The sequence below is a fragment of the Type-A symbiont of Plautia stali genome (assembly GCF_059731155.1).
The window spans coordinates 3,836,727-3,859,462 of sequence record NZ_AP035891.1 but is presented as its reverse complement, the minus strand read 5'-3'; the positions used below and the strand labels follow the sequence as shown (position 1 = coordinate 3,859,462).

The 22,736-nt window shown below is 58.1% G+C and carries 16 protein-coding genes and 7 pseudogenes; 15 read left to right on the top strand and 8 right to left on the bottom strand.

From position 1 onward, the window contains the following. Positions 1–19: 19 nt before the first annotated feature. Positions 20–259, bottom strand: coding sequence for a hypothetical protein (locus AC6I8M_RS20405; RefSeq protein WP_010617818.1), 240 nt, complete (start codon positions 257–259; stop codon positions 20–22). 354 nt (positions 260–613) lie between these two features. Here AC6I8M_RS20405 and AC6I8M_RS20400 point away from each other — a divergent pair, with 354 nt between their 5' ends. From AC6I8M_RS20400 to AC6I8M_RS20380, 5 genes and pseudogenes are all read left to right on the top strand, one after another. Next, on the top strand, positions 614–910 hold the full coding sequence (locus tag AC6I8M_RS20400) for a hypothetical protein (protein ID WP_010617820.1): 297 nt from the start codon (positions 614–616) through the stop codon (positions 908–910). Positions 911–934: 24 nt separating this feature from the next. Next, on the top strand, positions 935–3,289 hold the full coding sequence (locus AC6I8M_RS20395; RefSeq protein ID WP_010617821.1) for a beta strand repeat-containing protein: 2,355 nt from the start codon (positions 935–937) through the stop codon (positions 3,287–3,289). Beyond that, complete coding sequence (locus tag AC6I8M_RS20390; RefSeq protein ID WP_010617822.1) at positions 3,195–3,488, top strand: hypothetical protein; 294 nt, start codon at positions 3,195–3,197, stop codon at positions 3,486–3,488. The genes AC6I8M_RS20395 and AC6I8M_RS20390 overlap by 95 nt, the downstream gene beginning before the upstream one ends. A gap of 87 nt (positions 3,489–3,575) precedes the next feature. Continuing rightward, on the top strand, positions 3,576–4,661 hold the full coding sequence (locus tag AC6I8M_RS20385; RefSeq protein ID WP_022549117.1) for a hypothetical protein: 1,086 nt from the start codon (positions 3,576–3,578) through the stop codon (positions 4,659–4,661). Positions 4,662–4,720: 59 nt separating this feature from the next. Next, positions 4,721–5,417 (top strand): annotated as a pseudogene (locus AC6I8M_RS20380) (IS5 family transposase). Positions 5,418–5,427: 10 nt separating this feature from the next. Here AC6I8M_RS20380 and AC6I8M_RS20375 read toward each other — a convergent pair. Further along, positions 5,428–5,814, bottom strand: coding sequence for a type 2 periplasmic-binding domain-containing protein (locus AC6I8M_RS20375; RefSeq protein WP_010618772.1), 387 nt, complete (start codon positions 5,812–5,814; stop codon positions 5,428–5,430). A gap of 45 nt (positions 5,815–5,859) precedes the next feature. Then, positions 5,860–6,234 (bottom strand): transporter substrate-binding domain-containing protein, encoded by a 375-nt coding sequence (locus AC6I8M_RS20370; RefSeq protein WP_010618771.1) that lies wholly within the window; start codon positions 6,232–6,234, stop codon positions 5,860–5,862. A 372-nt stretch (positions 6,235–6,606) separates the two neighbouring features. On the opposite strand from AC6I8M_RS20370, the pseudogene AC6I8M_RS20365 reads away from it, so the two are divergent. Next, a pseudogene (locus tag AC6I8M_RS20365) lies at positions 6,607–7,569 on the top strand (diguanylate cyclase domain-containing protein). Positions 7,570–7,596: 27 nt separating this feature from the next. On the opposite strand, the pseudogene AC6I8M_RS20360 reads toward AC6I8M_RS20365, so the two are convergent. After that, positions 7,597–9,446 (bottom strand): annotated as a pseudogene (locus AC6I8M_RS20360) (amidohydrolase). 162 nt (positions 9,447–9,608) lie between these two features. Here AC6I8M_RS20360 and AC6I8M_RS20355 point away from each other — a divergent pair. Beyond that, positions 9,609–10,000: pseudogene (locus tag AC6I8M_RS20355) on the top strand (LysR family transcriptional regulator); the annotation flags it as partial. Here the strand turns inward: AC6I8M_RS20355 and AC6I8M_RS20350 are convergent. Further along, a pseudogene (locus AC6I8M_RS20350) lies at positions 9,990–11,234 on the bottom strand (MFS transporter); the annotation flags it as partial. The pseudogenes AC6I8M_RS20355 and AC6I8M_RS20350 overlap by 11 nt on opposite strands. A 215-nt stretch (positions 11,235–11,449) precedes the next feature. Between AC6I8M_RS20350 and AC6I8M_RS20345 the strand changes: the two are divergent. Further along, positions 11,450–12,271, top strand: a complete 822-nt coding sequence (locus AC6I8M_RS20345) for an alpha/beta fold hydrolase (RefSeq protein WP_010616452.1) — start codon at positions 11,450–11,452, stop codon at positions 12,269–12,271. A 199-nt stretch (positions 12,272–12,470) separates the two neighbouring features. Here the strand turns inward: AC6I8M_RS20345 and treF are convergent. Beyond that, positions 12,471–14,031: pseudogene (gene treF, locus AC6I8M_RS20340) on the bottom strand (alpha,alpha-trehalase TreF). A 448-nt stretch (positions 14,032–14,479) separates the two neighbouring features. Beyond that, positions 14,480–15,334, bottom strand: a pseudogene (locus tag AC6I8M_RS20335) (SDR family oxidoreductase). Between the two features lie 101 nt (positions 15,335–15,435). Between AC6I8M_RS20335 and AC6I8M_RS20330 the strand changes: the two are divergent. Beyond that, the gene (locus tag AC6I8M_RS20330; protein WP_010616448.1) at positions 15,436–15,729 is read left to right on the top strand and encodes a winged helix-turn-helix transcriptional regulator; all 294 of its coding nucleotides are present in this window, start codon (positions 15,436–15,438) and stop codon (positions 15,727–15,729) included. A 22-nt stretch (positions 15,730–15,751) separates the two neighbouring features. On the opposite strand, the gene yghX is transcribed toward AC6I8M_RS20330, so the two are convergent. Further along, positions 15,752–16,639 (bottom strand): YghX family hydrolase, encoded by an 888-nt coding sequence (gene yghX, locus AC6I8M_RS20325; RefSeq protein ID WP_010616447.1) that lies wholly within the window; start codon positions 16,637–16,639, stop codon positions 15,752–15,754. Positions 16,640–17,207: 568 nt separating this feature from the next. Here yghX and AC6I8M_RS20320 point away from each other — a divergent pair. From AC6I8M_RS20320 to nhaA, 6 genes are all read left to right on the top strand, one after another. Further along, a complete protein-coding gene (locus tag AC6I8M_RS20320) occupies positions 17,208–18,632 on the top strand; it encodes a cytochrome ubiquinol oxidase subunit I (RefSeq protein WP_010616446.1) in 1,425 nt (474 codons plus the stop codon). Continuing rightward, positions 18,633–19,637 (top strand): cytochrome d ubiquinol oxidase subunit II, encoded by a 1,005-nt coding sequence (gene cydB, locus AC6I8M_RS20315; protein WP_010616445.1) that lies wholly within the window; start codon positions 18,633–18,635, stop codon positions 19,635–19,637. A 1-nt stretch (position 19,638) separates the two neighbouring features. Next, positions 19,639–19,806, top strand: coding sequence for a DUF2474 domain-containing protein (locus AC6I8M_RS20310; RefSeq protein ID WP_021507606.1), 168 nt, complete (start codon positions 19,639–19,641; stop codon positions 19,804–19,806). Positions 19,807–20,101: 295 nt separating this feature from the next. Further along, entirely contained in the window at positions 20,102–20,968 is an 867-nt protein-coding gene (locus AC6I8M_RS20305) for a helix-turn-helix domain-containing protein (protein ID WP_498013587.1), read from the top strand. 251 nt (positions 20,969–21,219) lie between these two features. Beyond that, the gene (locus AC6I8M_RS20300) at positions 21,220–21,363 is read left to right on the top strand and encodes a hypothetical protein (RefSeq protein ID WP_010616658.1); all 144 of its coding nucleotides are present in this window, start codon (positions 21,220–21,222) and stop codon (positions 21,361–21,363) included. Between the two features lie 186 nt (positions 21,364–21,549). Continuing rightward, on the top strand, positions 21,550–22,728 hold the full coding sequence (nhaA, locus tag AC6I8M_RS20295; RefSeq protein WP_498013586.1) for a Na+/H+ antiporter NhaA: 1,179 nt from the start codon (positions 21,550–21,552) through the stop codon (positions 22,726–22,728). The last annotated feature ends 8 nt before the right edge of the window (positions 22,729–22,736 follow it).

Here is a 22,736-nt window from a genome sequence, read left to right as displayed (position 1 = left end):
TCACAATTGCAGCATTTCGTTAGCGGTGCTTATTATTGAGCGTGAGAATTATCACCCATCCAGACTTTACTGGAGTGGCTGAAGATAAATCACGTGATATTAATGCGTTATCGATATAAACCCTATTTAAAATAGGGTTATAGCCTTTCATTTCCTGCGAAATTCTTATTTCATTACGATAAATATCTCCGGGCTCGCTTTTGATCTGTGCAGCCATAAAGTCTATATAAGCAACAGCTTTCTCCTGATTTTCACGCATCAGCGGCATCCTCTGTGCCCATAATTAACCACTTGATTCGTTTTGTGAAAATAGAGTTCGCCCATCTGCCACTTTTTTCTTTTTTCGCTGTGCTTTCACAGCATCGCTGATTGCTTGTTACTGGAGGTTGTATGAGATTCACCCGGAATCCCATTGCGTTAGGGATCGTCGCTGCGCAGGCGGTGTTTTATTTCCCCGGCGTGGGGGGAAGCGGCAACACTGGGCGCGTATAATCCGCGCGATAACGACCAGCAGAGCGGCGCGCTGATCGTTAACGGCGGCAGCGCAACCTTAACCGGTAATCAGGCATTTGAGCCGGGCATTGATGGGGCGGTCAACACCACGCTCGGCTAGGTGACCATCGCTGCGGGCGCACAATACCTCAATCAGGCACGTCTCGATCCTGGTCCGCAAAACCTGGCCATCACCGTGCCGGATCCCACTACCGGCGGCAACACCACCTTTCAGGTTTTTGATTCCGCCAGCCTGGTGGCGCAGGCACCGGTTACCGCCAGCACAGTGGTGCCGGATCTGCAAAACGTGAATGACAATCAGTATATCGACGCGCGCATCGCCGACGTCAGCGGCAGCTTTAGCGTGCAGACGCTGGACGGCAAAACCACCGCCTTTAACGTCATCAATGCCAGCTAGCTGCAAAGCTATAATAACTGGCTGGTGAGCCAGCTGCAGGCCGGCAATCTCGCGCCGGCCAGCTACCTTAGCGCGTTCAATCAAGCGGTCACTATCACCAATGGCGATATTGTCTATAACGTCAGCGCCACTGCGCCGGATGAAGTGACGCAGCCGATAGGTAGCCGCGTGGTGATCAATGCCGAAGGGACCGGTTCGCAGGTCAATATCGCCGCCGGTAAAACGCTGGAAGTGGTAGGGGCCAGCGATGGCGCGGTACGCGTGGCCAACGGGGCCAATGCCACCATCGACGGGAAACTGGCGAGCCGCGGCACCGCGCTGGCGCTGGATGGCGCGACGGCTACCAACAGCAGCAGCGGCGTCATCAACGGCGGCTTCCTCAACCGTATTGATGGCACCGGCGTCGGCGCGGCCAGCAACAACGCGACGGCGGTAACGGTGCAAAACGGCGGCGATTTCACCAACAATGGTGTGCTTAACCTCGGTACCACCGGCAGCAATCTGACCAACGGCGTGGCGGGCATCCGCCTTGATGCCAATGCGCAGGCCAGCAACAGCGGCAATATCAACGTTGGCGTCAACGGCTCCAGCGCGCACGGCACCACCTCCGGCGTGCTGCTCACCACCGACAGCAGCCGATTTAGCAACAACAGCGGCGGCACGATTTACCTCGGGCGAGGCGCGCAGAACAGCCTGAGCGACAACGTGGCGGAGACCACCATGAACCAGAGCGGGCTGACCAGCGGCATTGCGCTGCTGGCCAACGGCAGCGCCACCAACAACGGGGCGATTGTGATTGGCTCGCGCGTTCAGAACGCCGCCGGGATGTCGGTTAGCGGCGCCAGCAATGCCACGCTGATCAACAGCGGCACCATAGACGTCAACGGCAGCGCTGCGCGCGTGCCGCGCGAGAACGTCGACATGCTGGTCACTAGCAGCAACGGTACGCTGGAGAATCGCGGCACCATCAACCTCAACGGTGTTAATGGCACCGGCCTGAAAGTGCTGGCCACCAGTGGCAACAGCGCCGCCGCCAGCTCCACCGGGACCATCAACGTGGCAGGCGGAGCCGATCCGGCCAGCGGCACGCGCAACTTTGGCGTGTGGGTGGAAGGACAGGGCAGCGGCACTGCCGCAGCGAACGTGGACGGGCCGATTAACCTCACCGGCAACGGCGCGATTGGCGTGCACGCCCGCGGCAACGCCACGGTTAACGTCACGCAGAATGCCATTCCCCGCTTCAGCACCGGCAGCAATCAAATCGGTTTTTTTGCCTATGGTCCGAATGCGCTGATTAACGTGGACGACAACAACGCGTTTGACGTCACCACCACTAACTCGACGCTCTTTCGCATTGAACAGGGCGCGACGTTTGACGGCACTAACACCACGCTGACCGCCTCTGGCGCAGGTTCGGTGGCGGTGAACGGCACCGGCGGTGGCGGAACATCGGTGAAGACCAACAACGCCACGATTAACGTCAGCGGCACCGGCGCCACCGGCGTCAATATCGAGGGTGGTGCGCAGGGCAATATTGACGCGGCGACCACCATTACCCTCAGTGGTAGCAACGCAACGGGCGCGATTGCCGACGGGCAGAAACATACGCTGACCGGCGCCAACAGCCGTGCGCCGGTCGCCAGCACGCGGCTGACCTCCGCCGCAGAACTCAATTCGGCGCAGAACGGCATCACCGGCCTGCGCGTGGAGAGCGGGGCGACCGGCAGCAACAGCGGCAACATCGACGTCAATGGCGGCAGCACCACCCGCCGTACGCGCGGCGTCAGCGCCAGCGGTAGCCAGGCAGTGGCGAACCTCAACGGCGGTACGCTCACGCTCAACGGGAGTGGCGTCATCGGCGCCGAAGCGCTGGACGGTGCGCTGGTGAATATCGCCGCCGGATCGACACCGATCTTTAACATTAGCGACCAGATCGCCTATCACGCTGCGGGTAACGGTTCGCGCATTCGCGCCGCCACCAGCGCGCTGGATGTCAGCACGCGTGGCTCGACCGGCTACCGCCTTGACGACGGCGCGGCGCTGAGCTTCAGCACGCCGAACAGCCTGAGCGCCAGCGCCGCCAACAGCACCGGTATGATTGTCTCCGGCAGCGGCAGCAGCCTCAACAGCGCCAACCTCAATCTGACCGCCAGCGGCGAGGACAGCACCGCCGTGCGCGTTGAGGGCGGCGCAGCGGCGACGCTCGACGGCAGCAGCAGCATCACGCTCAGCGGCAACAACGCGGTGGGCGTGCTGGTGAATACGCTGCGCACCGATCTCAGCAATGCCCGCATTAGCGGCACTGGAGAACAATGGCGCACTGACGCTGACCGGCAGCAACAGCATCGGCACGCGCTCGCGCGCCGGCAGCGCGCATGACGCCACCATCAACGTACTGGGCAGCGGCAACGGCATCGAAAACCGCGCTGAGCTGGGCAACGTTAGCCTAAGCAACCTGACGCTTAACTTTGGCGATGGCAACGGCATCCGCACCGCCGTCGCGTTCGATCCCGCCTCCACCGTGACCACCAATGTATCCGGCAGCGGTAACGGCCTGACTATCGCCAACGCCGATTGATCGACCACCGGCGGCGATCTGACGCTGGGTTCGGGTTACGTTTTCAATGTCACCGGCGCCGGCGGCACCGGGATTCGCGCCAACACCATGGGAAATATCGTCACCGCCGCCAGCGTTAATATCAGCAATGCGGCAGGCGGCCCGGCGCTGGTCTCCAGCACCGCCGGCACCATCGTCAACAGCGGCACGCTGCGCTCCAGCAGCCTGACGGCGCCGGTGGTCGATCTGCGCGGCGGCAAAACGGTGTTTGAGAACCTCGGTACTATCGTGACGGCCACGGCGCAAAGCGTGGCGGTGGCGGGCAGTAACGCCGACGATGTTATTTTGCTGACGCAGGGTGAAGTGCTGGGCGACATCAATCCTAGCGGCGGCAGCGACACGTTCCGCTGGACCGGCGGCACGCTCAACGGCAGCCTGACCATGGGCGCAGACAACAACAATATCGCCGACGTCAGCGGCGTCGATCTCAGCACCACTTACCATCTCACCAGCGGCAACGGCACAGGTAACAGCCTTACCTTTGACCAGATTACGGCGCGCGGCGGCAGCTTCAGCGCGGATGACCTGAGCAAAGGCGTTAACCTCGGCAGCGGCTGGAGCATCATTAACTTCGCGAATAGCCGCTGGACGCTGACCGACAATCTGCAGCTGGCGCACAGTACCATTAACATTGATGGGCGCTCGACGCTGTATGCCGGTGACAACGTGCATCCCACGCTGGCGGGCGGCACAGCGGATTCGCTGCAGGTGAATAACAGCGGCACGCTGGATCTCACCAATAGCAGCGGTTCGCCAGGCAATACGCTGGACATCAACGGCTCGCTGGCGTCGATGGGTGGTCAGGCGAATCTGGTGACGCGCCTGAATGACGGCGGCGCGCTGAGCAACCAGTTCACCGACCACATCAACGTCAGCGGTAACGCCAGCGGCACCACGCTGCTCAACGTCAGGCTGGATGCGGCAAGCAGCGCGGCGCTCACCGATCGCAACCGCAACGGCGGCATTGAGGGCAACGAAGGCATTTCGCTGGCGCAGGTGGGCGGCAACGCCGGCCAGAACAGCTTTGCGCTCAGGGATGGCTATCTCGGTGCCGGACCGTGGCAGTACCGGCTGTATAGCTTCGCGCCGGGCAGCAGCGGCAACAATTACTGGGATTACCGGCTGGCAAACTAGGCTGTGTCCCTTAATCACCTGAGATATAGTAACTACCTGTTTCCACAACACATTGAACTATGGCTCGCTACGACCTTCCCGATGAAGCATGGACTATCATCCAGCCCTTATTACCTGCTGAACCAGCAACACCACGGGCCGGACGTCCATGGGCTGAACATCGTATGATCATCAACGGCATGTTCTGGGTGCTGTGTTCAGGCGCACCATGGCGCTATTTGCCTGAGCGATATGGCCCATGGAAGACCGTTTATAACCGTTTTAATCGATGGTCTAAATCGGGAGTGATTAACATTATTTTCAACAGGTTACTTTCTTCTCTTGATGCTCATGGTCTCGCTGACTGGTCCGCAACTGCGCTGGATGGCAGCAATATCCGGGCACTCAGGTGCGCCGCCGGGGCGCAAAAAAACATTCCGATATCGCCGGAGATAATGGGCTGGGTCGCTCTCGCGGTGGTTTTGGCACCAAAATCCATCTGGCGACAGACGGAAGCGGTCTGCCGTTAAATATCGTACTGAGTCCCGGTCAGGCTCACGAAAGCCAGTTTGCACAACGTCTTCTGGACGGTATTGGTGTTCAGCGCCGGAACGGCAGCATGAAGCGTCGTGGCCATGCAGTGCTGGCTGACAAAGCCTACTCCGGACAAAAGAATACCGCCGCATTGCCACACGTTATGACAAAACGGCGAGGAATTATCTGGCGATGATGAAACTGGGATGCATCCGGTTGTTTTACAAAAGGTTATATAATTAAGGGACACAGCCTAGGCTTCAGCGATCTGCACCGCGTTGCGCAGCGGAATGTTTTTCAGGATTTCATCGATGGCTGCGATCAGCGGCTGATTGGCGTTGTTGCTGGCAAAGCGCGCGTCGACATCATTGGTGTACGGCGTGCTGTGCGCTTCGATCACGTTCTGCAGGCCGCGATGCGAAAGAAAGCGCTGAGTGGCGCTGTTGCTCCAGAACAGGGTGTTTTCGCTAAACGCGGTGTCGGTATAGGCCCACAGCGGCGGCGAGGCCGGCGCCAGCGTGGCGCGCGGATAGCGCTTGTGCAGCAGCGCTTTGAGTTCCGCATCACCGTAATAGAGCAGACGATAGCGGCTATTTTTCAGCTTACTGTCGAAGGTCGCGTTACGTTTGCTGATTAACACGCTGCGCGCCAGTGAATACTGCAGGCTCAGCGCCAGCTGCGTATCCTAATTGGCGGCCAGCGTGTAGTAAGGAATCAGATCGACTTCACCGTCGTTGAGCGCATCCACCAGCTCCAGCCGGGTTTTATACACCTTGATTTTCACCGGCAGATTCAACGCCTTTGCTACGATGGCCAGATAATCGGCCGAGAGTCCTTCGTAGGTATTGGCTTCAAACGACACGGAATAGGGCGGCAGTGGATTATTCCACACGCCGACGCGCAGCACGGCGTGCTGCTTCAGCCACTGCTGGCTCTGTGGCGACAGCGTGACTTCCGGTGCCACCAGACCATAGCGCGGCGAGAAATTTAACGTGGTTGCACCCCAGGCAGACAGGCAAAAGCCCAGTAACAGAATGAGGCTGAGGATGCGTTTACTCACGGATGATTTCACTCGCTGGGCCGGTTATGTGCGCCGCCACGATGACTGCGCTTCTTCTCTGACGGCATGCTGCGCGTCAGGCACCTTTCAACAGCGACACGTAATACAAGCAGAATTAAATCGCGCTTAAGAAATTTCTTAAAAACAGGATAGAAAATTCCTGGGGAAAGCCAGGTTTCGCCGGCGCGCCGAAGCGAAGCGCGCTGCTATTTTTAGTAAGTGTAAGTTTTGTTTGCTGAAATTACCGCGTGGCTTCGCCATTCCTGCTGAACCCGGCGCAATTTTCCGACGCTAATCGCCTTTTTATTTGTTTTATTTACAGAATCTATCGTGCAGGCAAAATAGCCCTTATTTTCTCTCCAGCGATCAACCATGTCCGAAGAAGCGCTGCGCCAGCAGATTCAGAACCTGAAAAAGCACAATGCGCGCCTCAAGCGTCTGGCTCACGACGCGCGTAATAAGCTGAACGCGGCGCTGGACGGCACCGGCTTGTGCCTGTGGCAGCTGGATATTCCCAGCGGCAAACTGGTGATTTTTAACCGGCGCTGGGGCGCGATGCTCGGCTTTCAGGCGAAAGAGACCAAAGCGCACTTTGATGCTTGGCGCGAGTGCCTGCATCCGGAAGATGCTGACGAAGTGCTGCGCGCCTTTTACGATCATATTGAAGGACGCGCGCCCTATTACGAGGCGCTGCACCGTATGATCGGCAAGAACGGCAAAATCACCTGGGTGCTGGATCGCGGACGCGTCAGCGAGTGGGACGAGCAGGGTCATCCGCTCAAAGTGACCGGCACCCATATCGACATGACCAAAGAGAAGAATTACGAAGCCCAGCTCTCCCTGCTGGCGCATCACGACCCGTTAACCGCGTTGCCCAACCGCCACGCGCTGCAGGCGCATTTTAGTCAGCTGCAACGCGCCGGGCCGCTGTGCGTGGCGTTTATGGACCTCGACAACTTCAAGCACGTCAATGACACGCTCGGCCATCGCAGCGGCGACGAGGTGCTGATTCAGCTCAGCCAGCGCATCCGCGATTTGCTGCCGTCAGAGGCCATCGTCGGGCGGCTTGGCGGCGATGAGTTCGTCCTGCTGCTGCCGTTTTGATTGATTACCCGAAGGTGCGCATTCTGGCGCAGGCGGTGCTGGATGCGGCGCTGACGCCGTTTGACGTCGACAATGGTCATGCGCGGATTGGCGCCTCGATCGGTATCGCCCCGGTGCACAAGGCGCGACAGCTTCGACGACGCGCTGACCCGGGCGGATGGCGCGATGTACCAGATTAAGAAGAACGGTAAGCAGGGCTTTGGCCTGGCAGGCAATATATCGGCGGGGTGAGGGCCAGCGCCCGCACCCCTTTATCACTTAAAACGCAAAACAGGAACAGCCCAGCGCACCCCAGAACACGTTATTGTCTGACACCGGCACCGATGACTGGCGCGCGACATCATGGGCGTGGCTGTGCACGCCGCAGGGGCCGCTGCACTGGTGTACCTGCGGCATCCGCGCGGCGGGGCGCTTCGGTAGTGACCGGGCACGGTTACCACCGGCGACCACTCCGGCAACACCGGTACCGGCGGCGGTGCCAGCGGCGTGAAGCTGCCGGCGGCATACACCACGTTGCCATCCACCAGCGTCAGCACCGATTCAATGCCTTTGATCTCCTCTTCCGGTACGCTGAAGAAATCTTTTGACAGCAGCACCAGATCCGCCAGCTGGCCGACTTTGATCTCACCTTTGGCGCTCTGCTTGCTGGAGAACCAGGCGCTGCCTTTGGTCCATAGCATCAGCGCGGTTTCACAGTCGATGCGTGCATTGTCATCGTACAGCTGCATCCCACCGACGGTACGGCCTGAAACCAGCCAGTACAGTGCCGGTCCACGGGGTATAGCTGGCGACGCGGGTGGCATCGGTACCGAGGCCCACCGGAACGCCAGCCTCCAGCATGCGCGCCACCGGCGGTGTCTGCTTCGCGGCCTCTTTACCGTAGCGATCAACAAAGTATTCCCCCTGGAAAGCTATGCGATGCTGCACCGTCAGGCCGCCGCCGAGCGCTTTTACCCGCTCAATATTGGCTTCAGTGATGGTTTTCGCATGGTCAAAGAACCAGTGCAGGCCATTGAACGGAATGTCGCGATTTACCTTCTCAAACACATCCAGCATGCGGCTGATTGATTCGTTATAGGTGGCGTGCAGGCGGAACGGCCAGCGATGCTCCACCAAGTGGCGCACCACGCGCTCCAGCTCATCTTCCATGCCGGGTGCCAGATCCGGGCGCGGTTCGAGGAAATCTTCGAAGTCCGCCGCCGAGAACACCAGCATTTCACCGGCACCGTTGTGGCGCAGGAAATTAGTGCCCTAGCCCGGCTTCAGCATATCGGTCCACTTCTCAAAGTCTTCCAGCTCGTGGCCGGGACGCTGGGTGAACAGGTTATAGGCGATGCGTACCGTCAGCTGCTTTTTCGCGTGCAGTTCGGCGATCACGTCGTAATCGTCCGGGTAATTCTGGAAGCCGCCGCCGGCGTCAATGGCGCTGGTCAGATCGAGGCGGTTCAGCTCGCGCATAAACTGACGTGTCGAGTTAACCTGCTGTTCCAGCGGAAGCTTTGGTCCCTTCGCCAGCGTGGCGTACAGCAGCATGGCGTTAGGACGGGCGATCAGCATGCCGGTCGGATTGCCATTGCTGTCGCGCTGGATTTCGCCGCCCGGCGGGTTGGGGGTTTCTTTGGTGTAGCCCACTACTTTCAGCGCGGCACGATTGAGCAGCGCGCGGTCATACAGATGCAGAATGAAGACCGGCGTATCGGGCACGGCGGCGTTGATTTCGTCCAGCGTCGGCATGCGGCGCTCAGCAAACTGGAACTCGCTCCAGCCCCCGACCACGCGCCCCCACTGCGGTGACGGCGTACGCAGTGCCTGTTCGCGCAGCATACGCAGCGCATCGGTCAGCGACGGCACGCCTTCCCAGCGCAGCTCAAGGTTGTAGTTGAGGCCGCCGCGAATCAGATGCAGGTGTGAATCGTTCAGGCCGGGAATGCCGGTGTGCCCTTTGGCGTCGATGATTTGCGTGTCGCTGCCGGCAAAGCGCATGACGTCAGCTTCGCTACCTACGGCGAGGAACTTGCCGTCTTTGATGGCCACGGCGGTGGCCAGCGGGTTTCGCGGTCGACGGTGTGAAACTTACCGTTGGTAAAAATCAGGGATGCGGTCGTCATTCTGTTCTCTCAGTTAGATTAAGCGTAGCGGCCCTCAGCCACCGTGTTAATGCGCGGTTAAAAATGCTTGCGCCGATGAGGAAAAAAATACGAAATGACAGCAGTTATTGATAACGGATTGTTTTTACGTTGTCGTTCAACTTTTTTTACGGAGGGTAGGGAATGCGTTTAAATCTGGAGGCGCTGCTGATTCTGGATGCGCTCGATCGTCATGGCACCTTTGCCGCTGCGGCAGCGCGACTGTTCAAAACCGCGTCGGCGTTGAGCTATACCGTGCAGAAGATGGAGAGTGATTTAAAAATCACGCTGCTCGATCGCTCCGGCCATCGCGCCACGTTCACGCCGACCGGCCGTTTGATGCTGGAAAAAGGGCGGACGCTGCTGCGTGCGGTAGCAGCAGGCGCGCTACGTGGAGAGCGGCTGGGAGAGTCTGCTGACCATCAGCGTGGATGCTTCGCTGCCGTTCAGCATCCTCACGCCGCTGATTGACGAATTTTATCAGCAGCACCCGCACACCCAGCTGCAGTTCCGTCAGGACGTGCTGGCCGGCTGCAGATCCGCTTCGCCCGCCGGCAGCGCCAGCCGTTTTGCCAGCAGCGCAGTGATGAGCAACGCGGCGCCGGCCAGCATCAGCGTTGGCGCCAGACCAATGTGCTGGGCGATCAGACCCCAGGCCAGACTGCCACCCGCCAGCGTGCCGTTGAAGACCATCAGATAGACCGCCAGCCCGCGACCGCGCACCCAGTCGGGCAGCACCGCCTGCGCCACGCTGTTGAGGGTCGTCAGCGCGATGATCCAGCCGGTGCCCAGTACCAGCATCAGCAGCAGCGCCAGCCACTGCGGCGGACTGAGCGCCAGCGCCACCATGACCAGCGCGCTGAGCACGGCGGAGAGCAGCATCAGTCCATCATGGCTCAGCCGGGCACGCAGGCGCGGCAGCAGCAGCGCGCCGGCAATGGCACCGGCACCGACGGCCCCGAGCAGCAAGCCATAAAAGCCCGCGCTGCCGTGCAGCATGGTGCGCGCCACCAGCGGCAGCAGTGCCCAGATGGCACTGGCGAAGGCAAAATACAGCGCGGCGCGCAACAGCACGCGGTGCAGTTCGCGGCTGGCTTTCACATAGCGCAGCCCGGCACGGAAAGCGCCAAAGAAGTGCTCATTCAGCGCGGTAGCGGCCTTCGCCGGACGTTTCCACCACAGCAGCGCGGCGATGACGAAAAAATAACTGGCGACATCGGCACCGTAAGCGGCCATAGCACCTAAACTTGCCAGCAGCAGGCCGCCGGTAGCCGGTCCAATCGCCCGGGCGATATTGATGCCCAGCGAGTTGAGCGCTACGGCATTTTTCAGCTCATGGCGGGGTACCAGCTCCGGCACGATGGCCTGCCATGCCGGACCGAACAGCGCCGCGCCGACGCCGCCGACAAAGGTCAGGCCAATCAGCCACTCAACGGTGAGCCAGTGGTTGTGCGACAGCAGCAGTAGCGTGCCGCTGACGCTGGCCATCAGCAGCTGCACCACAATCAGCAGGCGGCGGCGGTCAACAATATCCGACAGCACGCCGGCCGGCAGCGCCAGCAGGAACACTGGCAGGGTGGCGGCGGTTTGCATCAGCGCGACGGCGGTTGGGTTATCGGACAGTCCGGTAATCAGCCACGCGCTGGCGACGTCACGGATAAAGCTACCGGTATTGCCGAGCACCGAAGCGGTCCAGATCACGGCGAAAAGCCCGTAGGCGAAAGGGGAAAACGCGCCGCTGCGCGCTGTTTGTGGATTTGGCTGGTTTATCAGACTGTTCCTGTCAGTGTGCGATGAGAGCACGATACGAAGCTCGCCCGTCAGGAGATAGCGGAAAAAATCGGCCAACTTGTACAAGGATTTTTGACGGCAGGGCTTAGCAAAAATCTTTGCACAAGTTGTCAAAATCTCTGCTTTAGGTTTTTCCAGCATCCCACGCTAGTTTGATTGCCAGACACAACATCACTGACTAACGGAGAAAAAACATGAGCACATTCAAGACTAAAGACGGCGTAAACCTGTACTTCAAAGACTGGGGCAAGGGGCAGCCGGTGCTGTTCAGCCACGGCTGGCCACTGGATGCCGATATGTGGGACAGCCAGCTCAACTTCCTCGCCGAGCGCGGCTACCGCGTCATCGCGTTTGACCGCCGCGGCTTTGGTCGCTCCGATCAGCCGTGGGAAGGCTACGATTACGACACTTTTGCGGACGATATTCACGGCCTGATCGAGCACCTGCAGCTGGATGAAGTGACGCTGGTGGGCTTCTCAATGGGCGGCGGGGACGTGTCGCGCTACATCGGTCGTTATGGTACTGCGAAAGTGAAAGGACTGGTGCTGCTGGGCGCCGTCACCCCGATCTTTGGTAAAACTGACGATCACCCGGAAGGGGTGGAATCAGCGGTGTTTGATGGGATCAAAGCGGGTTTGCTGAAGGATCGTGCACAGTTTATCAAAGAGTTCGCCACGCCGTTTTACGGCACCAACGCGGGCCAGACGGTTTCCGATGGCGTACTGACGCAGACGCTGAACATTGCGCTGCTGGCGTCGCTGAAAGGTACGCTGGATTGCGTGACCGCGTTCTCTGAGACGGATTTCCGTGCGGATATTGCGAAAGTGGATGTGCCGACGCTGGTGATCCACGGCAGTAACGACCAGGTGGTGCCGTTTGAAGCCACCGGCAAGCTGGTGCACGAGATGATTGCGGGTTCGCAGCTGAAAGTGTATGAGAACGGCCCGCACGGTTTTGCCGTGACGCATCAGGACCAGCTGAATGCGGATCTGCTGGCGTTTTTGCAGGGGAATTAAGGGGGGAAGTGCGTTTTTCCCTCACCCTAACCCTCTCCCGCCCGCGGGAGAGGGGACCGATCGAGCGAGCAGTGGATTTTTTGTTACATGTGGCAGCGTTTTCCTCTCCCGGTGGGAGAGGGCCAGGATGAGGGCATCAGGCCGCAGTATCCCGCACCAGACCGCCGCATCCTGCCTGCTACCCCACCCAACCACGCTATCAGTCCGCCAGCAAATGCCCGTACATCGCCAGCAGGCGACCGGTGACGCCGTTGGTCCAGCCGAAGCCGTCCTGCAGCGGATACTCACCGCCGCCGCCCGGGCGGGCGCGATCGCCGCTGATATCGTACTTCTCTACCAGCTTATGGTGCAGCGAATAGAAGTTCTTCACCGTGGTCAGCCAGTTGACCGCAATCTCCGTTGCCAGCGTCTCTTCACCGTAGTTATTCAGTCCGACCACCGCCATCCACTGCAGTGGTGCCCAGCCGTTGGGTTTATCCCACTGCTCGCCGCTCTCCACCATGGAGGTCACCAAGCCGCCCTGCGTGAGCAGCAGCTGGCGCAGCGCCACCGCCTGCAGATGCGCCTGCTCTGGTGATGCCAGCCCAAGGAACAGCGGTACCACCGCCGCTGCGGTGAAGGCACCAAAGCGTTCACGACGCCAGTCGTAATCGCGGTACACACCTGCGGTGTTGTCCCACAGATAGCGATGGATCGCCTGCTTGTGCGCATCCGCCTTCTTCTGCCACGCCAGGCCGGTGAGTTCTTCGCCCTTCGCGTGCGCCAGCGTCGAGATCATCAGCTCCAGCTTGTAGAGAAACGCATTCAGATCCACCGGAATAAACTGGGTGGTGCGAATACTGGCTAGGCGCTGTGGATCGCGCAACCAGCGAGAGGAGTAATCCCAGCCGGAAGCGGCACCGGCGCGCAGATCGCGATAGATCTCGCTGGCCGGACGACGCGATTTGCTGGCGGTTTCCACATCTTCCATCCACGACTCATCGCGCGGCGTGTCGCGATCGTCCCAGTAGCGGTTAAGCAGCGAACCATCCGGCATGCGCACGACGTGGCGATAGGCCTGATGCGGCATCAGCTCGCCGGCCCCGTCCATCCAGAACTGATACTCTTTCATCAGCTGGTCAAGATAGCGTTTAGCGCCGCGAATGCCGTCCTCTTCAAACAGTTCGACCATCAGCGCGAACACCAGCGGCTGCGAGCGGCTAAGATAATAAGTACGGTTGCCATTCGGCACGTGACCGTAGTTATCAATCAGCCAAGCGAAGTTGTCTGCCATGTGACGAAGCAGATCGTCGCGGCCCGCTTCGGCCAGTCCCAGCATGCTGAAGTAGGAGTCCCAGTAATACGGTTTCACCAAAACGTCCGCCGGGCACCACGTAGGGCTTCGGCAGCGGCAGCAGCGACGAATGCGGTAAATGCTGCTGCGGCATTTTGGTTAACACTGGCCACAGGTAGTTAATATGTTCCGTCAGGGTTTTATCCGGATTGGAAACATAAAAACTCTCATTGACCTGCGGTAAATAAAAATGCTCGTGAACAAATTGTTCCAGGTCGAACTCCGCCGAGCGTTTGCGGCGGCGATAGCGGATTAAAATATCCAGCGGATCGAATTTAGGCGCGCAGTCCGGAAACGTTTTGCTGTCGGCAAAAATACGTGACGTCTGCACGTGCTCAAACAGCTCCAGATAACGATCGGCAGGCGTCAGCGCATCAGGCGCAGGCAGGCCTTCGATCAGCTCGGGTTCCGGCTCCGAATCCTGTATACCTTCGCGGATAAACTCGTGAAGATCGTATTGATACCCCAGATCAGCATGGGCTTCGTGTTCTCCGAAAGCTTGACGTTGCTGGTGGTTAGTATTAATAGCGGCCTCCTGAAATTACTTGGTTGCTCAAAGGACAAATTATAGGTCTCTGACCCGATGAGACAACAATGCGAAATATCTATGAACGTAATAAATCTTGTCGATTGATAGGCTATTTAAGGCTTTTTTCAGCGAATACAACGCCCTATATTTCAGGAATTGAAAGCAGTGTTTCAGATGAAACTTTAAATAAGTGAACAGAATTATCTGTAAATAAGAAAATCGTCAGCGATGACGGCAAAAAAGCGGGAAGAGGTTGATCATTTGATGGCAAACGAGACGGGGAAAAGAGGGCTTTTCGTCGCCCTCACCCCGGTTTTTCACCGCAGGTGAGGGCGCAATCAGTGCCTTACTTTGCCAGCGTGGCCTTAATTACCGCGGCGAACGGTGTGGTCGGGCGACCAATGAGTTTGCTTAGCGTGTGGCTGTCGTCGAACAGGGCACCCTAGGCGGCACCGGCGTCGGAATCCGCCAGCAGTTCGGCCAGCGGCGCGGGTAAACCGGCTCCGATCAGCGCCGCGCTGAACTCCGCAGGCGGCAGGTTAACGTACTCCACCTGTTCGCCGGACTGGCGGGCGATCTCCGCACTGAATTCTGCCAGCGTATAGCTGTCATCGCCGGCCAGTTCGTACACTTTGCCTGCCTGATCGTCACGACTGATCACCTCCGCCGCCGCGGCAGCGTAATCCTCGCGCGCCGCCGACGCGATGCGTCCGTTGCCCGCCGCGCCGATAAAGGCATGATGCGCTAACGCCGGTGCGATGCTGGCCGCATAGTTTTCGCTGTACCAGCCGTTGCGCAGCAGGGCATAAGGGATGCCTGAAGCCTGCAGCAGCGCTTCGGTGGCACGGTGTTCGACGCCCAGACCCAGCGGCGAGGTATCGGCATGCAGCAGACTGGTATACGCGATAAATGACACGCCCGCTGCTTTGGCGGCATCAATCACCGCCCGGTGCTGGGCTTCGCGCTGGCCCACTTCGCTGGAGGAGATCAGCAGCACTTTCTGCACGCCGGCAAAGGCGCTGTGCAGCGTCTGTGGCTGGTTGTAATCCGCGGTACGCAGCGCGACGCCCAGCGTCTTCAAGTCCTGTGCCTTTTCCAGTGAACGCACCACCGCGATGATCTCGCTGGCCGGTACTTTCTTCAGCAAGGCATTAATCACTAAACGGCCCAGTTGGCCAGTGGCTCCGGTAATCGCAATCATGGTGTTTTTCCTCAGGTTGAACTGGTATGGAAACAGCCTACGAGATAAACTAACTTTTAGTAAGTAATTACAGATTTGTTAGTTTGAGCGGAGTGATGTAAATGGCTGAAAACCTGAGTGATAAATTTTCCCGTGGTGAATTGCTCAATGTGAACTGCCCGTCACGTGAAGTGTTAAAACGGATTACCAGCCGCTGGAGTGTGCTGTTGTTAATGGCGCTGCGCTACATGGAAGAGGATGGCTTCATTGAGCGTATCGCCTATGAAGTGGTGCCGCCGCACGTAGAGTACCGGCTGACGGCGCTGGGCCATGAGGTGGAAGGGCAGGTCATCGGCCTCGCCGACTGGCTGGAAAGCAATGTCCACCGCATCATTAAAGCGCCGCAGACGGCATGAGTGCCGTCGCGGCGCGCCAGGCTCAGGCGTGCAAATATTTCTCAAACCAGCCGAGTGTGCGACGCCATGCCAGGTCGGCGGCGGCTTTGTCATAGCGTGGCGTTGAGTCGTTGTGAAAGCCGTGATTCACGCCGAGGTAAATGTACGCTTCATAGGTTTTGTGGCTGGCTTTCAGCGCGGCTTCATAGGCTGGCCAGCCTTCGTTGATGCCTTTATCCAGCGCGGCATAATGCAGCAGCAGCGGCGCCTGAATGCGCACCACATCTTCCGCTTTTGGCTGGCGGCCATAGAACGGCACGGCGCAGGCCAGCTCGGGAAACGCCACTGCCGCCGCATTTGCCACGCCGCCGCCATAACAGAAGCCGGTGATGCCGACCTTGCCGCTCCCCTCGGGATGCTGCATGAGAAAATCGACCGCCGCGAAGAAATCGTTCATCAGTTTGGTCGGGTCGACTTTGGCCTGCATCGCACGGCCCTCTTCATCATTGCCCGGATAGCCGCCCAGCGAACTTAAGCCATCCGGCGCCAGCGCGACATAGCCCGCTTTGGCGACCCGTCTCGCCACGTCTTCAATGTAAGGATTCAGGCCACGATTCTCGTGCACCACCACGGCCCCCAGCTTGCCGCTGGCGTGAGCCGGGCGCACCCGATAAGCGCGTACCTCGCTATGTCCCCGAGGCGACGGGTAGTGAATGTATTCTGCGTTGATATCAGGATCGGTAAATGACACCTGCTGCGCCAGCGCATCATTGGGGCTCATGGCGCTGAGCAGGGTGGCTCCAGTCATGCCGGCGATGGTGAACTTCGCTGCCAGCGAGAGAAACTCGCGCTTGCTGATGCGACCGTGCGCATAGTAGTCATAAAGCTCAAGCAGTTCTTGGGGAAAATCCTGGGCGGTAAGACGGGTCATAACCTCTCCTTCGCTGATTAACCGGACTGTGCTGCTTTAACAAAGCACAGCCTGACGCCGCTGGCAAATGCCATGCCCCAGCGGGTTAATGCGCGATGGCTCACAGAATATCACCTAAAGGCAGCAAATTAATTTCTTTTTGGTCTATAAAAATTATCTGTTAATTAACAAACTTTCTTTTTGGCCACTGTGCAGGAAATTTTACAGCGTAACGTAACGGTGTGGTCCTCTGCCATTTTGTCTGACGCAGTAATTAACAGCTAATTTAGCCAGTTACCAGATTAAAGCCTTTTACTCTCGCTCTTCTTAATAACAAGATTGTCACAATAAATCACGAAATTTAACCTTAACTTAGTGATTTTAAACAAGTAGTTTCTGGTGAAAACAATGATAGAAATCAAAAAATACTGTTATAGTTTTAGCCATTCCCACTGTTTCTTTTTGTTCTCGCCGCTTGCTTTACAATTGGCGTGAATCTCTTCCGACGTCGCAAAATAATAATTTTGTGCGTTAAACTTGTTAATTATAAGTAAAAATTCGGTGCAATCTTGTGGAAAAGAGGTAAGCAATGTTTGGATTAGATGCCTTCCACCTGGCCAGGATTCAGTTCGCCTTTACTGTTTCCTTCCATATTATTTTCCCGGCTATCACCATCGGTCTCGCCAGTTTCCTGGCGGTGCTCGAAGGCATGTGGCTGAAAACCCGTAACGAGACCTATCGCGATCTCTACCATTTCTGGTCCAAAGTCTTTGCCGTTAACTTCGGCATGGGCGTCGTGTCCGGACTGGTGATGACGTATCAGTTTGGTACCAACTGGAGTGGCTTCTCGCAGTTTGCCGGCAGTATTACCGGTCCGCTGCTGACGTATGAAGTGCTCACCGCCTTCTTCCTTGAAGCGGGCTTCCTCGGCGTGATGCTGTTTGGCTGGAACCGCGTTGGACCGGGCCTGCACTTCTTTGCCACCTGCATGGTCGCGCTCGGCACCATCATCTCGACCTTCTGGATCCTCGCGTCCAACAGCTGGATGCATACCCCGCAGGGCTACATCATTGAGAATGGCATCGTGGTGCCGCAGGACTGGTTTAAGATTGTCTTCAACCCGTCGTTCCCGTACCGCTTGTTCCATATGTCGGTAGCGGCCTTCCTCGCCAGCGCCTTCTTTGTTGGCGCGTCTGGCGCGTGGCATCTGCTGCGCGGTAACGATAACCCGGCAATCCGCAAAATGTTCTCCATGGCACTGTGGATGGCACTGATCGTTGCGCCGATTCAGGCGATGAGCGGCGATGCGCACGGTCTGAATACCCTTGAGCATCAGCCGGCAAAAATTGCGGCGATTGAAGGTCACTGGGAAAACCCGCCGGGGGAAGCGACGCCGCTGATTCTGTTCGGTATTCCGGATATGGATGAAGAGCGCACCAAATATGCGCTGGAAGTGCCGTACCTCGGCAGCCTGATTTTGACCCACAGCATGGACAAACAGGTACCGGCGCTGAAGAGCTTCCCGAAAGAGGACCGCCCGAATTCGCTGGTGATTTTCTGGTCGTTCCGCGTCATGGTGGCGATGGGCCTGCTGATTATTACCCTCGGCGTGCTGAGCCTGTGGCTGCGTTACAAAAAGCGGCTGTATAACTCCCGGCCGTTCCTGTGGTTCGCCCTGCTGATGGGCCCGTCCGGCCTGATCGCCATTCTTGCCGGCTGGTTTACCACTGAAATTGGTCGTCAGCCATGGGTGGTGTACGGCGTGCAGCGCACCATTGATGCGGTGTCGGCGCATGGTGATTTGCATATGAGCATCAGCCTGCTGGCCTTCATCCTCGTCTATTCGTCGGTGTTTGGTGTCGGCTACGTTTACATGATGCGCCTGATCAAAAAAGGTCCGCTGACCGGCGAGGGCAAAGATGTGCGCCACGGTGGTCCGGGGCAGGATAAAACACCTGCGCGTCCGCTTTCTGCGGCCCATGAGAGTCTGAACGAACCGCAGGAGGGTAAATAAATGATCGATTTCTCCATTATCTGGTTCGCCATTATCGTGTTCGCCACCCTGATGTATATCGTGATGGATGGCTTCGATCTTGGCATCGGCATCCTGTTCCCGTTCAATAAAGATGCGGTTGAGCGCGACATGATGGTGAACACCGTTGCGCCGGTGTGGGATGGCAACGAAACCTGGCTGGTGCTGGGCGGTGCCGGTCTGTACGGTGCGTTCCCGCTGGCCTATTCGGTAATTGCCGATGCGCTGGCCATTCCGCTCACCGCGATGCTGATTGGCCTGATTTTCCGTGGCGTGACGTTTGAGTTCCGCTTTAAGGCCACGGAAGAACATCGCGCGTTCTGGGATAAATCATTTATCGCCGGTTCACTGCTGGCGACCTTCAGTCAGGGCGTTGCGGTCGGTGCGATTATCGACGGCTTCCCGGTGAAAGGGCGCGAGTTTGCCGGCTCGGCGATGGACTGGCTGGCGCCGTTCCCGCTGTTCTGCGGCGTCGGTCTGGTGGTGGCGTATGCGCTGCTGGGCTGTACCTGGCTGATCATGAAAACCGAGCATGAGCTGCACCGTAAGATGTCCGCGCTGGCGACGCCGCTGGTGATCGCGCTGCTGCTGATTGTCGGCATTATCAGCCTGTGGACGCCGTTCACCCACGATGCGATTGCGCACCGCTGGTTCAGCCGTCCTAACCTGTTCTGGTTCCTGCCGGTGCCGGTGCTGGTGCTGCTGTGTTCGTGGGGCATCGTGCGCGCCATTAAGCGTGAGGCGCACTATTCGCCGTTCCTGCTGACGCTGGCGCTGGTGTTTCTCGGCTTCTCCGGCCTCGGTATTAGCGTGTGGCCGCACATTATTCCGCCGTCGATCACCATCTGGCAAGCCGCGTCACCGCCGCAGAGTCAGACCTTTATGCTGGTCGGTAGCTTACTGATTATTCCGGTGATTCTGGGTTACTCCTTCTGGAGTTACTACGTGTTCCGCGGAAAAATCAAAGCCGACGAAGGATACCACTGAGATGCAAACCGAGGTCAGCAATATGAACAACCCCACTGAAACGAAAGCCCCCTGGTGGAAGCGCGTGCTGTGGTTAGTAATCATCTACGGCGCAAGCGTGCTGGCACTGGGCGTGGTGGCATCACTGTTTCGTATGATGATGACGGCAGCGGGCATGCGTTCGCACTGAGTTGTTGATGAGGGCAGGCACGCCTGCCCGGCCTTATCGGTCGCCATAAATGGCGACCCTGCAAGGTGATGCACGATTTTACGGGGGGCGCATTAATGCGCACCGCTATGCGCAGGCAAATTACTGCTCAACGACGCGATGCCTTTAAGAAGATAAAAGTTAGTCACCTAAGCAATTAATGCTTTTCCCGTCTCGCTGTCTTTACTCTTCCTTACGTTATCCATACGATTTTGTTATATTTATGTGACGGATTACGCAAAAGCACCGCCTTTCCCAACCCATTCAATTAAAAAAAATGCTCAGCCTGAATCTGAAAAAACAGTACATCAACGATCTGGTGGACTGGATCGAGGCCAATCTGACCGACGAGCTCAACATCGATCTGATTACCCTGAAATCCGGTTACTCCAAGTGGCACATGCAGCGCATGTTCAAAGAGATGACCGGCCAGACGCTGGCCTCTTACACGCGCAACCGTCGTCTGACACTCTCTGCTATGGCACTGCGCCTGACCAGCATGCCGCTTATTGATATCGCCGTGCGGTTTGGCTTTGATAATCAGCAAAACTTTACCCGGGTGTTTAAAAGCCACTTCGCCATGACGCCGGGCGCTTATCGCCGCATTCCTGAGATGCAGATGAAAGACTTCCACAGCCGCATCTCAACCCAGCGGCAGTGGGTGAGCGCCCGACTGGCAGAGAAGCCGGAGCTGAAGCTGTGCGGAGAAGTGATTGAGTGGGAGTGCCGCTTCGGCGAATACATTGACCACCATAATCACGTGGTGGCGCAGCATACGCGTGATTTCATCGCCTTCGCCGGCCAGCACGTGCAGCGTGGCTGGCTCGGTTTCCAGTTCAGCCCGGGGGTTAACTCCAGCGATCAGCAGCATATCAGCCTGTTCCAGGCGCTGGAAAGCCAGTACGCCGACGTGCTGACCGGCAATGTACAGAACTGGACCGGTGAGAGTGGACTGTATGCAGAGATTGACTGGCACGGCGCGCCGGAAGAGATCAATGCGTTCACCGCAGAGGTGTACTACAACCACCTGCCCGCACTCGGCGTGGCGCGGCGGCCGGGCAAGGATCTGATTAAGCTGGACCTGCGTTACAGCACGCCGGATCTGCTACAGGGCACCTTTTACATTCCGGTTAAAGTCGGATAATGCATAAATCGTGCGGTAAACTGTGATAAACCGCACAATTTTATAAATTCCTGCGCCTGAGTGGCGTAAAATCCTTCACTGAAACCTGACTGACCGTGGAAAACACTGTTTGCCACCTCTCAGGCTGGATCATCACCTGCATGCCTGGTACATTCCGGACCGTTATAGTGAAAAGACAAAAAATTATGCGACTTCTACCGTTGTTACTTTCAACAGCGCTTGTGGCGTTTTCCGCGCTAGCAAGTGCCCAGATGGCTGAGCCTTTCTCACCGCCGGGCGGCCTGCATCCGCATCAGCTACATTGCGCCCAGCATGAGATTGCCGGCGATAATGCGCTGCCACAGCAGCGCACGGATGACGTGACGCTGCTGACCTGCACTAACCATCAGGCCTGACGGCACGCTATTGACTTAGCGACCAGCGCCGTATTCCGTCCGCTTTCAGCCCATCCCTCCGCTGCAATATGCCCGGCCTGGCGAATTACTCGAAAATCCCGAGCAATAAACGAGACATAAGCTGCTTTTAACGAGGTGTTTCAGCCGCTAAACTTCTCCACCAAATGTCTCTGCTCAGGAGGAGTTGTGAACAAACCCCGTAGTATTCGAAGCTTGCTGAAAAGCTTTATCGAAAGTGACGCCAGCAACGGCATGGTGCTGATTCTGGCGGCGGCGGCGGCGATGGTGCTGGCCAATAATGCCGCCACCGCGCAGGGCTATCAAAATCTGCTGGCGGAGCCGGTACAGATTCGCTTCGGCGCGCTGGATATCAGCAAAAACCTGCTGCTATGGATTAACGATGCGCTGATGGCGCTGTTCTTTCTGCTGATTGGCCTCGAAGTGAAGCGCGAACTGATCAGCGGCGAGCTGGCCAGCCGCGATCGCGCGATCTTCCCGGTGATTGCTGCGCTGGGCGGCATGATTGCGCCGGCGCTCATTTTCCTGCTGTTCAATCATGATAACGAGGTTGCCCGCAACGGCTGGGCAATTCCAACGGCCACCGATATCGCCTTTGCGCTCGGCGTGCTGGCGCTGCTCGGCAGCCGCGTACCGGCGGCGCTGAAAGTGTTCCTGATGGCGCTGGCGATCATTGATGACCTCGGTGCAATCGTGATTATTGCGCTGTTCTATACCAGCGATCTGTCAGTGCTGTCGCTGAGCGTGGCGGGCGGCGCTATCGTGCTGCTGGCGATCCTCAATCGCTGCGGCGTGCGCAACATCGCGGTGTATATGCTGGTGGGCGTGGTGCTGTGGACCGCGGTACTGAAGTCCGGCGTGCATGCCACGCTGGCGGGCGTCGTGGTGGGCTTCTTTGTGCCGCTGGAGGAGAAAGAGGGACACTCACCGGCTGAGCACCTGGCGCACGGACTGATGCCGTGGGTGAACTGGCTGATCCTGCCGCTGTTCGCGTTTGCCAACGCCGGGATCTCGCTCAGCGGCATCACCTTTGGCGATGTGCTGTCGCCGGAGCCGCTTGGCATTATCCTCGGTCTGCTGATTGGTAAACCGTTAGGTATCACGCTGTTCTGCTGGCTGGCGGTGAAGCTGCGGCTGGCGGCGCTGCCAGGCAGCACCACTATTCGCGATATCATGGCGATCGGCGTGCTGTGCGGTATCGGTTTTACCATGTCGATCTTCATCAGCTCGCTGGCGTTTGACGCCGCGCATGAACAGCTGGTGACGTTCTCGAAACTGGGCATTCTTAGCGGTTCGCTGCTGTCGGCGGTGATGGGTTACACGCTGCTGCGCATCAAACTGCGCTAATAAGGAGA